This is a genomic window from Amycolatopsis sp. M39, assembly GCF_001651785.1.
Classification (GTDB): Bacteria; Actinomycetota; Actinomycetes; order Mycobacteriales; family Pseudonocardiaceae; genus Amycolatopsis; species Amycolatopsis rubida.
The window spans coordinates 791856-805393 of sequence record NZ_LWSF01000002.1 but is presented as its reverse complement, the minus strand read 5'-3'; the positions used below and the strand labels follow the sequence as shown (position 1 = coordinate 805393).

The window sequence follows — 13538 nt, the reverse complement described above, 5'->3', positions numbered from 1 at the left end:
TTCAGGTCTGCGGGTTTGGTGAAGGTCGCCAGTTCGGTGGGCGGCAGGGGGACCGCGCCCAGGGTTTCCAGGAAGCCGGCTTCCCGGGTGAGCAGGCGGCAGGCGATGCGCAGGCGGCGAAGCGGGTGGGTTTCCTCCAGCAGCAGCTGCCGGTCCTCCAGCGGGAGCAGGCAGTCGGCGGCTAGCTGGTAGGCGAGTTCGCCCAGATCGGCGTCGTCGTGGGGTGGGTGCCAGTCGTCTGCGTGCCAGGCGGCTTCGCAGTATCGCTGGTGGGTGCCTCTCGCTACTTCAGCCAGTTGGCGGGCCGTGGACTCCGCTGAGGCGGGGACTGGGTCGTCGGGGAGCCAGTCGACCTCGGCCATCAGGTACGGCGCGGACGCTTGGTGCAGTTCGCGCAGGCGGAAGCGGCGGGCGGCGCGCGTGACTACGTCGTAGCGGCCGTCGGGGAGGCGTTTCGCTTCGCGCAGGATCGTGCTGCAGCCGACGCTGTACACGTGGTCCAAACCACTGACCTCGCGGACAAGCGGGGCGCGCAGGGCGACCACGCCGAACTCGTGCTCGGGGACGTTGCCGGTCACCAGGTCCGCGGTGAGCTGCCGGTAGCGCGGTTCGAAGATGTGCAGCGGCAGGTGCGTTCCGGGGAGCAGCACGGTTTGCAGCGGGAACAACGGCAGGGTCGCCGTTCCGCTGGGGCACTGCTCTGGCTCGGTCACGGCGTCCACGGTACGGGCTGCGGAGCCCCGCCGCAGTTCGTGTTTACCGCCGCGGAGGGGGCTTCAGTACCGCGAAAGGGTCGGTGATGTGCATGTCTTTCGCGGCAAAAGAAAACAGCGCCGCAGGTCGTCCGCCGCTCCGGCCGGGGGCCGCGGTGTGGCCGGTGGGGATCAGCAGGCCGCGCCGCTGGAGCACGCGTTGCAGGTTCGTCGCGGACACTTTGTAGCCGAGTGCGGCGGAGTACAGGCCCCTTAACGCGGAGATGGTGAATTCCTCTGGGGCCAGCGCGAAACCCAGGTTGGTGTAGCTCAGTTTCGACCGCAGGCGGTCGCGGGCGCGCAGCACGATCGCCTCGTGGTCGAACGCGGTGCGCGGCAGCGCGTTCACGTCGTGCCACTCGGTGTCTTCGGGGACTGCTGGGTCGACGCCGGAGGGGACCAGGCCGAGGAACGCGGTGGCTACGACGCGGGGGCCGGGGACACGGTCCGGTGCGCTGAACACGGCGAGCTGCTCTACGTGCTTCAGCTGGCGTACGTCCACCTTCTCCGCGAGCTGCCGCCGGATGGAGGTTTCGACGTCCTCGTCGGGGCGCAGCCTGCCGCCGGGAAGCGACCAGCGGCCGAGGTGCGGATCGAGCGCTCGGCGCCACAAAAGCACGCGCAGTGTGTCCGAGCGCACTTGAAGGACTGCCGCCAGAACCTCGTGGGCGAGGGGGGCTTGGGTGTTAAGATGGCTTCGCACGGTTTTCGATTATAAGGCGAAAACCGGGATGGGGAGGAACCGGGGTCGATCCGGTTCCGAGGCCGGCGATTCTCGAGAGGGCCGAACACATGACCACCACGCTTGACCAGGATCTGACCCCTTACGGCGGGGTCGAGGCGGACGCCGACTGGGCCGCCCGCGTGCGGGAGCTCGCCCGCAAGCGCGACGCGGTGCTGCTCGCGCACAACTACCAGGTCCCGGAGATCCAGGACATCGCGGACTTCACCGGCGACTCTCTGGCGCTCAGCCGCATCGCGGCCAGCAGCGACGCGTCGACGATCGTCTTCTGCGGCGTGCACTTCATGGCCGAGACGGCGAAGATCCTGGCTCCGGAGAAGACGGTGCTGATCCCGGACGCGCGGGCCGGCTGCTCGCTCGCCGACTCCATCACCGGCGCCCAGTTGCGCGAGTGGAAGGCCGAGCACCCGGGCGCGGTGGTCGTCTCGTATGTGAACACGACGGCCGAGGTCAAGGCCGAGACGGACATCTGCTGCACGTCGTCGAACGCGGTCGACGTCGTCGCTTCCATCCCTGCTGACCAGGAAGTTCTCTTCCTGCCGGACCAGTTCCTCGGCGCGCACGTCAAGCGCGTGACGGGGCGCGAGAACATGCACATCTGGGCCGGGGAGTGCCACGTGCACGCCGGGATCAACGGGGCCGAGCTGGCCGCGCGCGCCGAGGAGAACCCGGACGCCGACCTGTTCATCCACCCCGAATGCGGCTGTGCGACCTCGGCGCTTTACCTGGCGGGCGAGGGTGCGGTGGCCCCGGAGCGGGTCAAGATCCTCTCCACCGGCGACATGGTGCACGCGGCGCGCGACACCAAGGCGAGCTCGGTGCTCGTGGCCACCGAGATCGGCATGATCCACCAGCTGCGCAAGGCGGCGCCGGAAATCGACTTCCGCGCGGTGAACGACCGGGCGTCGTGCCGGTACATGAAGATGATCACTCCGGCCGCGCTGCTGCGGAGCCTGACCGAGGGCGCGGACGAGGTCCACGTCGACCCGGAGACGGCCTCGCGGGCGCGTGCCTCGGTGCGGCGGATGATCGAAATCGGGCAGCCTGGCGGTGGGGAATGAGCGGCCTAGTTAGCGCCGATGAGGCGAAAACCCCACCGGATCCGCGGTGGGAGGCCCGGGCCGATGCGGTGGTGATCGGCAGTGGCGTGGCGGGGCTGTCCGCGGCGCTGCGGGCCCGCGAACTCGGGCTGCACGTGCTGGTCGTGACGAAGGCGGCGGTCGCGGACGGCAACACGCGGTGGGCGCAGGGCGGCGTGGCCGTGGTGCTCGACGGCGAGCGCGACGAGGGCGACACGGTCGAGAAGCACACGGCGGACACGCTCACCGCGGGAGCCGGGCTGTGCGACGAGGACGCCGTTCGGTCGATCGTTGGCGGCGGTCCGGCGGCAGTCACTGAGTTGCGGCAGAACGGCGCGGTGTTCGATCACAGCGCGAGCGGGCTGTCGCGGGCTCGCGAGGGCGGGCACAGCGCGTTCCGGGTGATCCACGCGGGCGGCGACGCGACTGGTGCGGAGGTCGAGCGCGCGCTCGTCGCCCAGGCAGGCGAGCGGCGGATCCCGGTGCTGGAGCACCACATCGCCGTCGACGCGCTGCGCACGTCCGCGGGCGAGGTGGCCGGGGTGACGGTGCTCGACCGCAACGGTGTGCCGGGGGTTGTGCGCGCGTCGGCGGTGGTGCTGGCCAGCGGCGGATACGGGCAGCTGTACCAGGCGACCTCCAATCCGGAGATCGCGACCGGCGACGGGTTGGCGCTCGCGTTGCGCGCTGGTGCGGCGGTGGCCGACATCGAGTTCGTGCAGTTCCACCCGACGGTGCTGTACACGCCGGGCGCGCGCGGGCGGTGTCCGCTCGTCACGGAGGCGGTGCGCGGCGAGGGTGCGACGCTGGTGGACGGCGCGGGCGCGTCGGTGATGGCCGGGGTGCATCCGCTCGGCGACCTGGCTCCGCGCGACGTCGTGGCGGCGGCGATCAGTCGGCGGCAGACGTTGGCTCCCGGCGGCATCGACGATCACGTTTTCCTTGACGCCACTGGCATTCCCGGGTTCGCGAAGCGGTTCCCGACAGTGCACGCGGCGTGCGCGGTGCTGGGGATCGACCCGGCAGTGGACGCGATTCCGGTGACGCCCGCGGCGCACTTCGCGTGCGGCGGTGTGGTGGCCACTGTGGACGGACGCTCGACGGTGCGCGGGCTGTACGCGGCTGGCGAGGTGGCTCGCACCGGGTTGCACGGGGCGAACCGGTTGGCGTCCAACAGTCTTCTCGAAGGATTGGTCGTCGGGCGGCGGGCCGCGGAGGCGGTCGCCGCGGATCTGGCCGCCGGATTGCTGCCGGATCCGTCGCGGGGCCGGATTCCGGAACGGACAGTCGCGCCGACCGCGGAACGTGATGTGCTGCAACGGGTGATGAGCCGGTACGCGGCGATCGGCCGGGATGCCGACGGGCTGGCCGCGGCGGGGTCGGCGCTCGATTTGTCGGCAACGGACAGTCCGTTGTGGACGCACACCGCGGTCGAGGACGCGGCGCTCACCTTGGCCGCGCAGGCGTTGCTCGCGGCGGCGGAGCGGCGGAGCGAATCGCGGGGATGCCACGTGCGGACGGACTTCCCGGAGCGGGTCGAAGGGCTGCGGCGGAGCCAGCTGATCCGGCTGAGCCCGTCGGGGCAGCCGGTGCTGGTCGAGGCGACATCGTTGGAAGGGGTGGCATGAGCGGGGAATTTTCGGAAGCGGTGGTGCGGGCGCTGGTGGTGGACGGGCTGGACGTCGCTGATGTCCGGCGGGTCGTGACCACCGCGCTGGAAGAGGATTTGCGGTACGGGCCGGACGCCACGACGGCGTCCACGGTTCCGGCCGGCGCCCGCGCGGTGGCGGAGTTGACGCCGCGCGTCTCCGGTGTCGTGGCCGGGATTCCGGTGGCGCTGGCGGTTTTCGACGAGGTGCTCGGGGCCGACTGCGAGGTGGTCTCGATCCGCGAGGACGGTTTGACCGCGGTCGCGGGGGAGCCGGTGCTCGTGCTGCGCGGTCCGGTGCGCGGGTTGCTGACCGCTGAGCGCACGGCGCTGAACCTGGTGTGCCAGCTGTCCGGAGTGGCGACGGCGACCGCGGCGTGGGTGTCCGCGATCGAGGGAACCGGTGCTGCGGTAAGGGATTCGCGCAAGACGACACCGGGGTTGCGGCTGCTGCAGAAGTACGCGGTGCGATGCGGCGGCGGCGTGAACCACCGGATGGGTCTTGGCGACGCGGTGCTGATCAAGGACAACCATGTGGTCGCGGCCGGTTCGGTCACCGCGGCGCTGGCGGCGGCACGGGAGCACGCGCCGCGGCTGGCGTGCGAGGTCGAGGTGGACGATCTGGCCCAGCTGGACGAGGCGCTGACCGCCGGGGCGGACGAGGTGCTGCTCGACAACTTCACGCCGGAGGAGTGCGTGAAGGCGGTCGCGCGGCGGGATGAGGTGTCGCCGAAGACGCGGCTGGAATCGTCCGGCGGGCTGACGCTCGACCGGGCGCGGGCGTACGCCGAGTCCGGTGTGGACTACCTCGCCGTCGGCGGGCTCACGCATTCCTCGCCCGCTCTCGATCTCGGGATGGACCTGCGCTGACCCTGTCGCCGCGGCCCGTTCTCCACTAGAATCTCCTTGTCCGGCAAGGGGAGGGGGCCGCGGTGCGGGGAATTGCCGCCGGAGCGGTGGCCGCGCTCGTGGCGCTCGGCCTGCCCAGCACGGCGACCTCGGCCGGGGCGGCCGCGTGCGCGAATCCGTCCGGTCCCTACACCGGGGCGGTGTCGTGGGGGCAGCGGCTGGTCAACCCGCCGCGGCTGTGGGCGCTGACCAGAGGCGAGGGCCAGACCGTCGCGGTGATCGGCACCGGTGTCGACAAGCAGAACGCGCAATTCGGGCCCGGACAGGTGCTCGGCGGCGCGGGCACCGCGGATTCCGATTGCGACGGCCGCGGCACGATCGCCGCCGGCATCGTCGGCGCGCAGCAGGCGAACGAGACCACGTTCACCGGCGTCGCACCCGGCGTGAAGCTGCTTCCCTTGCGCTATACCGAAAGCACCGGTTCGTCCTCGGACGGCGGCGGCGATCCCGGTGCGCTGGCGGGGGCGATCGACACGGCGGCCGACCAGGGTGCGGGTGTGATTCTCGTGGCGGTCCCGGCGGGTTCGGACAGCCCGGCGCTCGGCGCGGCGCTCGAGCACGCGAAGTCGCGCGGGGCCGTGGTGATTTCGGCCGCGGCGGCCACTCAGCAAGGGGCGCACACTTACCCGACCGCTTCGAAGGGCGTGCTCGCGGTCGGTTCGACCGACGAATCCGGCGCGCCGGTGCAGGCCGAAGCCGGGGACTACCTCGGAATCGCCGCGCCCGGCGCGAATCTGGTGAGCACGTCGGCGGGCGGCGGGGGCGCGGTCGCGCATCGCTGGCCGATCACTGACCCGAGCCTGGCCGCGGCGTATGTCGCCGGGGTGGCGGCGCTCGTTCGTTCGGCGCATCCGGAGCTGAAGGGCGAGGAGGTGGTGAACCGGTTGCTGCTCACCGCTTCCCGTCCGCCGTCCGGGGCGCACGATCCGCGCCGAGGGTGGGGAATGCTCGACGCTTACGCTGCGGTGTCTTCGACGTTGCCCGCTGACGCGCCCGGTCCGAGCGCGGCCGCGGTGCGGTCTGAGCTGCCCGCGGTGGTTCCGGCCGCGGCGCAAGCTCGGCCGGCGTCCGAGGTGGCGGCGGGAGTCGTCGCGGTGGGCGGGGTTGTGGCGGCGGCCGCGGCGGGGATCGGCGTGGCGGCGTTCCGGCGGGGGCGGCGGCGCGGGTGGCGGCCGTCGCGGTTCCGCGCGTCGTGAGTGTTCGTGCCGGTTCTCACCGCGATGACCACTCACGCGGCGGGGCGGGCTCGCGTCCGTTGCGTGCGAAGGTTGGCGGCGCGGTGGGAGTCGTGCGTGTTTTTGCCGGTTCTCACCCGTGATCAGCACTCACGAAGCGGCGCGGGCGTGCGGGGTCAGTCTTCGTCAGCGTCGGGATCAGCACTCACGAGCCGGGTCGAGCCGATGATCGCCACCCCACGCCCGTCGCGCGCGATGTGCACGCTGAAATCCGCGCCCGCACGGGAAAACCGCGCGATGACCTCGCGGTAAGTGCTGCGGTCGTACGCTTCCCAGCCCGCTGTTTCCAGCGTCGGCCGCACCGCTTCGGCCAGCACCCGCAAAGCTGCCGGGCTGTCCTCCAGCCGGACCCCGTACTGCCAGCACACCACATGCCCTGGCTGCGCCGGATCGCAGTCCAGCTCACCGTCCACTGTGGGCACTGCGCGAGGGCCGAACGCGGCGGCGACGCTGTCGACGACGTTCGTCAGCTCGGCGGCCAGATCCTTCAATTGCCGCGTGATCACGGAAGCACCGCCGGAACCGGCACGGGGGCCTCGGTGACGTGACCACCGGTCAGGACGCCGTAGATGTTCTCCCACGAATCCGAACCCGGTTTGAGCACGCCGCTGTGCGAGGACAACCCCCACTGCACGTTTCCGGCCGCGTCGTGGCCGGTGGTGAGGTCGGTGACGCCGGGGAAGGTGTCCGGGTCGGCACCGTGGCCGATGCCGGTCCATTCCAGGGCCCCGGCGTTGCCCTGGGCGAGGATGATCGGGTCCAGCGGGGCGGTCATCGAGTACCGCTGCACGCCTGCCTGGCTCGGCGGCAGGTCCGCTGGGCTCCATACGCCGTGTCCCATGCCCGCCGACTCTACGTGCAGCACCCGGTCCACTGGCAAGCCTTGCTGGTCAGCGAGCCCGACGGTGGCGCCGCCGTAGCTGTGGCCGATCGCGGTGATGGTCGCCGCGCCGCCGGTCTGGGAGTCGACCTGGCCGCGCAGCTCGTCGCCGAACGCCTTGAGGTTCGGGGCCATCGTCTGCGCGTAGCTGGCTTCGGCGCCCTCGGTGGTGACATTCTGCGGGAACACGCCGTCGGCCCAGACGACCATCGCGGTCCGGCCGCTCGGGTCGGCGGCGACGAGGCTGCGCCCGAGGTCGGCGTAGGACTGGAAGGTGTCCATCCGGGTGTGCACGCCGGGCACGAACAGCCCGACGTTGCGCGTGCCCGGCTGGATCGTGCCGACCAGTTCGGCGATCCGGCCGTTGCCGGACGGGTCGAACCGCAGGATCTGCCGGTGGTCGTCGATAATGCTTTGGTACAAGGCGATTCGCCGCTTCGAGCGGGCGATGGCGTCCGGATCGGACAGTCCGGCCAGGCGGGTCCGCTCGGCGGCGAGCGCGTCGGAAACCTTCATCCGGTTGGCCGCGACGGTCCCGGCCCAGCCGCCGGCGGCGGCGGATTTCCCGGCTGAGGGCACCGGGTCTTCGGGCAGCAGCGAGCGGTACATCGCCGCCACCTGCTCGTCGGCGCGCCGGTAGCCCGCCGACGAAGCCGTGAGGCCGTCGCGAAGAACCTGGGCGCGAGCGACGCGCTGGTCGACGTCCGCGGCGAGTGCGCTGAGCGTTTTCGCGAGCCCGGCGGCACATCCGGACGACGCGGACACCTGGCCGAAGGCCGTGGCGGGCACTCGTTCGCCCGCCACGGCCTGCTGCACGGTCCGGAGCGCGCCGGTGCGGGCGTCCAATTCGGACGCCGCGCTGGCGAGTTTCGCCGGGGCGACCCGGTAGCCGTCGGTCACGGCTGGTCGGCCGGCTCTTCGCCGACGACCGAGGGCGCGACCGGAGCCTGCTGGCCCCACACGTTCTCGGTTTCGACGAGCCACGCGGGAATCCGGCGGCCGGAGCCCAGGTCGCCGCCCGCCCCCATGCCGCCCATCGGCATCATGGGCATCATCGGCATGGCGCTCTTGGCCGCCGCGCCCGCCGCACCGGCGGCACCGCCCGCGAGTCCGCTGAGGACGTTCGACTGCGCGTTCCCGGCGAGCCCGGAGTGCGCGGCCGGAGCTTCCCCGGCACCGCTGAGGCCTCCGCCGGACGGAATGCCGCCGCCGTCGATCGACGGAGCGCCTCCGCCGCCGACCGGGATCCCGCCGCCGCTCCCGCCCTCGGGACCGGCGCCGCCGCCGAGCTTCATGCCCGGCGGAGTGTCCGGCTCCTTGTCCTTGCCGTTCTTGTCTTTGTCCTTGCCCGAGGCCCACGGCGGAACCTTCGGCATGATCGATCCGAACCGGCCGAACGCCGCCGCGGACGCGGCCGCGAGACCGGCGGTGAACATGTCGCCGAACAGCGGGCTGCCCGGATTCTGCGCCGGATGCCCTGGCTCGGAGCCGGGGACCTGTGTGCCGTCGGCGGGCAGCGGGTGCGAGTCGACCGGTGCGCCGACCGCGGTGCCGCCGTCCGGAGTGTTGCCGACCGCTCCGGTGCCGCCGGGCGAAGCGCCGCCGCCGGGGACCGGCTTGGGCGGAGGGGCGGCCGCGTTCGGCGAGACCGGGATCGAGTCCTCGGCGGTGTCGTAGTTCGTCGCGAGGTTGTTCATGACGACGATCGCCTTCGCGTGCGCGGAGCCGGCGGCGTTGGCGGCCTGTTGCTGCGCTTCGACGTTGGCGATCGCCTGCTGCCGCTGCTGCGTCGCGGCGATGATCGTGGCCGGCGGGGTGTCCGCCGGAAGCAGCGGCGGATTGACCGCCAGCGCGACGTCGGCGGGGGAGACGTCCGGCACCGCGACCGGCGGCGGCATCTCGGCCTTCGCCTTGACCAGCGCGTCCGCGGCGTCCTCCAGCATGTCGCGCATGCCCTGGGCGGTGACCGCGACCTTGCGGATGCCGCCCACGAGGTCGGTCATCATGGTCCGGTACTGGTCGGCCGCGCCGCCGGTCCACGAGCTGGAGAAGTCGGTGAGCTGGTCCGACAGGTTTTCGGCCTGGTCGTACAGCCCGCGCGAGGCCGAACTCCACTGTTCGGCCGCGGCGCGCACGGTGGTCGGGTCGCCCGCCTGCAGCATCGCGTAGAGCTGCTGGTGGGTGTAGCCGGCGAAGTTGGTGCGAGGCCCGCTCATGCGTTCTTACCCCCTGAAGAATCAAGGCCCAGCAACGAGAAAAGCGGGTCCAGCAGACCGGTCTGCTGACCCGATTGGTGCAGGTCGCCCGCGACCGACTGGTCGGCCTGGGCGTATCCGTCGGCGACGGTGGTGGTGACGTCCTGAGCGAACGTGATCGCCCCGCGGACCTGCTCCAGCAGGCCCTGCATCTCGGCGACCGCGGCGTGGTGGGCGTCGGCGAGCGAAGCGGCTTCCCCGAACTCCCCGAACAGCAGCGGATGCTCGCCGAGGGTGCGCAGGAAGTCGTTCGGCCGGGACATCGCGTGGATCTGGGTTTCCAGCTCCCGGACGAAGTCGCTCAGCGATTCCAGGTGGACGTAGTACGACTGGTCGGGCATCGGCCGGTGACCTCTCGTGCGGCAGGACGCGGGAAAGCCGGCCGTCCGGAGCGGGCGGGGGGTGGTCCCGCCCCGGACGGCCGGCGTCGGGGCCGGATCAGGCGAACAGGCCCTGGTTGCGGTTCTCCAGCTGGTGCTGGAGATCGTGGGCGTCGCCGACCTTGGTGCCGAACTGCGCGATGATCGCGACGATGTCGGCGGTCGCCTGGCGGAGCCGGGTCTCGGAGGCGCGCGCCGCTTCACCGGCGGAGCTGCCCGAGGCGTACCAGGTCTGGGTGATCGGCTGCAGGTTCTGGTGCAGCTGCTCCAGCTGGGAGGTCAGCGCCTTCGCCTTGGCGGCGAGCGACGCGGAGCTGTGCTGCAGGGCCCCGAAGCTGATTTCTACGACGTCAGCCATGGTGTCTTGTCCTCTCTCAGGGGTTGAGGCGAGGGATCACGTTGCCCTCGACGGTGTGGCTGACGCTCTGGAAGCTCTGGTGCACGTCGGAGTCGCCCGAGTTGTAGTTCGCGTGGCTGGTGTGCACCAGCTGCGACATCGTGTCCAGCTCGCGGACGGCCGCGGTCATCTTCTCCTGGAGCCTGCGCTGCAGGTCCCAGAACGCGACGGCCTGGTCGCCCTTGTAATTCCGCAGCGTCTCGGTCAGCTCGGACTCCAAGCTGGCCATCGTCGTCTTCGCGCTCGACGCGGTCTCCTCGAAGCCCTGGACGGCGCGCGTCATGGCAGCTGAATCTGCCTGGAATCCCGGACTGGACATCTGACGGGCCACCTCCTTCCCTCTCGTGGAAAATCCCGGTGCGCGGCGGGCCGCGCGATGTGAATGTCACGCTAGAAAAGAAGCGGGTGTGGTCAAACGGCACAACTGCCGGTCGCTTTGACGGCACTATTACCCACAGGTGGGGCGCTCCCTACCCCCGAGACGGGGGACGACGCCAGTGCTCGCGCCCCCGCGCGCGGCCAGGCTGACCCCCATGACTTCCTGGGGATTACGACTGTTCCGGCTGCACCGCCCGCTCGGCGTGCTGGCCGGGGCGATGGCGGTGCTGCTGGTCGCGTGCGGGTTCGGGCTGCTCCTGGATGATCGCACGCTCGTCAACGCGCCGCTGTGGGCGAAACCGTTCAAATTCGCGGTTTCGGTGGCGCTGTACGCACCGACGCTGGCGTGGCTGCTCTCGCTGGTGCAGCGCGGCCGCCGGGCTGGCTGGTGGATGGGCACGGCGTTCGCGGTGGGCATGGGCACGGACATGGCACTGCTGGTATGGCAGGTGCTGCTCCACGACCGGCCGCTGCACTTCAATCACGCGACGCCGGCCGACGTGACGATCGGCAACGTCCTGGCCACCGGCGCGTTCACCGCGTGGGGCGCGACCGCCGCGGTCGTCGTGCTGCTGCTGTTCCACAAGCTGCCGGACCGCGCGCTGACGTCCGCGCTGCGGTGGGGAACCGCGCTCGCGGCGGGCGGAATGGGAGTGGCGCTCATGATGTTCTCGGCCAGCCCGGCGCAGCAGCGGGTGCTGGACGGCGGCGGGAAGCCGTCGATGATCGGCGGGCACACGGTCGGGCTCGAGGACGGCGGGCCGGGGCTGCCGCTGCTGGGCTGGAGCACGGTCGGCGGGGACCTGCGGATCACGCATTTCGTGGGGATCCACGCGATTCAGGCGTTGCCGCTTCTGGCGCTCGCGCTGGTGGCGCTTTCCCGGCGGTATCCGGTGCTGTCGAACGAGCTTGTGCGGCGCCGGCTGGTGTGGACCGGTGCGGTCGGGTACGCCGGGGTCATCGTGATCACGGCGTGGCAGGCGATGCGGGGACAGTCGATCGTGCGGCCGGACTTCTGGACGCTGGCTGCGACTGCCGGGTTGGTCGCGGTGGTGGCGCTGGGCGGCGTGCGGTCGGTCCGGGCGGTGAGCGTTCCCGATGAGCGGCATGCGCTGAGGGGATTCTGAGATCTCTCCGGTACCCCTTGGCGGGTTGGCCCGACGGGAGGACGGCGTGATGGCATTTCCCCAAGACCTGCTGGATTCGCTGCGGCGCGCGCCGGACGCGGTCGCGTTCGAGCACGGGGACCGGCGGGTGCGCCGGGGCGAGGTGCTCGACCTGATCGGCCGGTTCGCCGCCGGGCTGCGGGCGGCCGGGATCCGGCCGGGCGACGGGGTCGGGCTCGCGACCGGGGTGACGCCGGAGGGATGGGCCGTCCAGATCGCGGTGCAGACACTGGGGGCTCGGGCGGTGGGCGTGCGGGCCGGGCTGCCCGCGGCGCATCTCGACGCGGTGCTCGACGGGGTGGCCGCGGTGGTGACTGACGCCGAACTGCCGGAGCAGGCGGGCGTGCGGACGCTTCCGATCGGGCCGGAACTCCTTGCCGCGCATGAGGAACCGGTGCCGTGCGGGAAACCGTCAGACCTCGGCTGGGTGGTGTTCACCAGCGGGAGCACGGGGGTGCCCAAGGGGGTCGCGTATCGGTTCGACGCGTTGGGCGAGTTCGGGCTGGAGCAGCGGGCGGGGGAATCGGCGGCGGACTACCGGCGGTTTCTGCTGTTCGGGACTTTGAGCAGCGCGGTGATGGTGTTGCATGCGCAGGCTTGCTTGCTCGCGGGCGGTACCGTGGTGATCCCGGCGGGGCTCCCGGACTTTCCCCGGATTCTGCCGAGGCTGGACATCACGGCGGCGCTGGTGACGGTTCCCCGGCTGTATCGGATGCTGGATGTGCTGCGGGAGGAGGAAATCGATCTTTCCGGGCTGCGGGCGCTGACTGTCGCCGGGTCTCCGGTGGAACCGGGGTTGCTGGCCGAGGGGTTCGCGCGAATCGGGCCCGCGCTGCGGCAAGGGTACGGGCAGACCGAGACCGGGAAATTGACTGTGCTGGGCACGGCGGACGTCGCGGAGCGCCCGGAGGCGATCGCGTCGGTCGGACTGCCGGTCGAGGGGGTCTCGCTGGAGGTGCGGGATGGTTCGGGGCGTGCGGTGCCCGCTGGGGTGACGGGGGAGGTTTTCGCCCGTACCGCAAGGGCTTTCGCGGGATACTGGCGCGATCCCCCGCTGAGCGCGACGGTGCTGGCCGACGGCTGGGTCCGCACGCAGGACATCGGGCGGCTCGACGAACGCGGGTTCTTGTATTTGACCGGCCGCGCCCGGGATGTGGTGATCGTGAACGCGGTGCTTCATCACACCGGTCCGATCGAGCGCGCGCTCGCCGCGCATTCCGCCGTGGATCAGGCGTATGTCGTCGCGGTTCCGGATGAACGGACCGGGGAAGCGGCGCACGCGTTCGTGGTCGCCGCGCCGGGGTGCGAGCCCGATCCGGGGGAATTGCGGGCGGCGGTCGCCGCGGAAGTGGGGGAGGCCGCGGTTCCGGCCTCGTTCACGGTGCTGGCCGAGGTCCCGGTCGCGGAATCGGGGAAACCGGACAAGGCCGCGTTGCGCGCCCTCGCCCGGTGAATCCCGCGGGGTTCCGGCCTGCCGCGCACGGGGGCGGCAGGCCGGAACGCGCGGATCAGACGCCCGCGGTCTGCTTGATCCAGTCGCGGCTGCCGGCGACGCTGGCGTAGTTCTGCGTGCCGTGCTCGTCGCTGCCGGAGTTCTCGCCGGTCGAGCAGACGCCGACCTGGACGCCGTCGGCCAGCTGCGGGCCGCCGGAGTCTCCGTGCCACGAGGAGCCGGTGACGCCCTTGCTCGCGATTGCCTTGCCGTTGAAGGCATCCG

Annotated in this window: 15 protein-coding genes; 6 read left to right on the top strand and 9 right to left on the bottom strand. The window is 71.6% G+C overall.

Annotated features, from left to right (window positions below; translation table 11 throughout):
• Together A4R44_RS08560 and A4R44_RS08555 are read right to left on the bottom strand one after the other, a co-directional pair.
• A partial coding sequence (locus A4R44_RS08560; protein WP_067578167.1) for an LON peptidase substrate-binding domain-containing protein occupies positions 1–713 on the bottom strand: 713 nt, incomplete at its 3' end.
• A 43-nt stretch (positions 714–756) separates the two neighbouring features.
• Entirely contained in the window at positions 757–1410 is a 654-nt protein-coding gene (locus A4R44_RS08555; protein ID WP_202507341.1) for an NUDIX domain-containing protein, read from the bottom strand.
• A gap of 134 nt (positions 1411–1544) precedes the next feature.
• Here A4R44_RS08555 and nadA point away from each other — a divergent pair, with 134 nt between their 5' ends.
• The 4 genes from nadA to A4R44_RS08535 all read left to right on the top strand — a co-directional run bounded on the left by nadA (position 1545) and on the right by A4R44_RS08535 (position 6326).
• The gene (gene nadA, locus A4R44_RS08550) at positions 1545–2555 is read left to right on the top strand and encodes a quinolinate synthase NadA (RefSeq protein WP_067577926.1); all 1011 of its coding nucleotides are present in this window, start codon (positions 1545–1547) and stop codon (positions 2553–2555) included.
• Complete coding sequence (locus A4R44_RS08545) at positions 2552–4201, top strand: L-aspartate oxidase (protein WP_095213236.1); 1650 nt, start codon at positions 2552–2554, stop codon at positions 4199–4201. Before nadA ends, A4R44_RS08545 begins: the two co-directional genes overlap by 4 nt.
• Positions 4198–5091: a carboxylating nicotinate-nucleotide diphosphorylase gene (gene nadC / locus A4R44_RS08540; RefSeq protein ID WP_067577924.1), complete on the top strand. Its 894-nt coding sequence runs from the start codon at positions 4198–4200 to the stop codon at positions 5089–5091. The genes A4R44_RS08545 and nadC overlap by 4 nt, the downstream gene beginning before the upstream one ends.
• A 62-nt stretch (positions 5092–5153) precedes the next feature.
• Positions 5154–6326, top strand: a complete 1173-nt coding sequence (locus A4R44_RS08535; protein WP_067577923.1) for a S8 family serine peptidase — start codon at positions 5154–5156, stop codon at positions 6324–6326.
• A 155-nt stretch (positions 6327–6481) separates the two neighbouring features.
• Here the strand turns inward: A4R44_RS08535 and A4R44_RS08530 are convergent, their stop codons facing one another.
• The 6 genes from A4R44_RS08530 to A4R44_RS08505 form a co-directional block, all read right to left on the bottom strand.
• Positions 6482–6871: a hypothetical protein gene (locus A4R44_RS08530; RefSeq protein ID WP_067577920.1), complete on the bottom strand. Its 390-nt coding sequence runs from the start codon at positions 6869–6871 to the stop codon at positions 6482–6484.
• Positions 6868–8145 (bottom strand): alpha/beta hydrolase, encoded by a 1278-nt coding sequence (locus A4R44_RS08525; protein WP_067577918.1) that lies wholly within the window; start codon positions 8143–8145, stop codon positions 6868–6870. The genes A4R44_RS08530 and A4R44_RS08525 overlap by 4 nt, the downstream gene beginning before the upstream one ends.
• Positions 8142–9461 carry a WXG100 family type VII secretion target gene (locus tag A4R44_RS08520; RefSeq protein ID WP_067577916.1) on the bottom strand — a complete coding sequence of 440 codons (1320 nt, stop codon included), beginning with the start codon at positions 9459–9461 and terminating at the stop codon, positions 8142–8144. The genes A4R44_RS08525 and A4R44_RS08520 overlap by 4 nt, the downstream gene beginning before the upstream one ends.
• Entirely contained in the window at positions 9458–9841 is a 384-nt protein-coding gene (locus A4R44_RS08515) for a hypothetical protein (RefSeq protein WP_067577914.1), read from the bottom strand. Before A4R44_RS08515 ends, A4R44_RS08520 begins: the two co-directional genes overlap by 4 nt.
• A 97-nt stretch (positions 9842–9938) precedes the next feature.
• Positions 9939–10238: a hypothetical protein gene (locus A4R44_RS08510; RefSeq protein WP_037809581.1), complete on the bottom strand. Its 300-nt coding sequence runs from the start codon at positions 10236–10238 to the stop codon at positions 9939–9941.
• 16 nt (positions 10239–10254) lie between these two features.
• Positions 10255–10596, bottom strand: a complete 342-nt coding sequence (locus tag A4R44_RS08505) for a WXG100 family type VII secretion target (RefSeq protein ID WP_093576046.1) — start codon at positions 10594–10596, stop codon at positions 10255–10257.
• A 214-nt stretch (positions 10597–10810) separates the two neighbouring features.
• Here A4R44_RS08505 and A4R44_RS08500 point away from each other — a divergent pair, with 214 nt between their 5' ends.
• Together A4R44_RS08500 and A4R44_RS08495 are read left to right on the top strand one after the other, a co-directional pair.
• A complete protein-coding gene (locus A4R44_RS08500) occupies positions 10811–11782 on the top strand; it encodes a hypothetical protein (protein WP_067577910.1) in 972 nt (323 codons plus the stop codon).
• Between the two features lie 49 nt (positions 11783–11831).
• Positions 11832–13274 (top strand): class I adenylate-forming enzyme family protein, encoded by a 1443-nt coding sequence (locus A4R44_RS08495; protein ID WP_095213235.1) that lies wholly within the window; start codon positions 11832–11834, stop codon positions 13272–13274.
• Positions 13275–13329: 55 nt separating this feature from the next.
• On the opposite strand, the gene A4R44_RS50095 is transcribed toward A4R44_RS08495, so the two are convergent.
• Positions 13330–13538, bottom strand: a 209-nt coding sequence (locus tag A4R44_RS50095; RefSeq protein ID WP_232791532.1) for a trypsin-like serine protease, incomplete at its 5' end; no start/stop codon positions are given.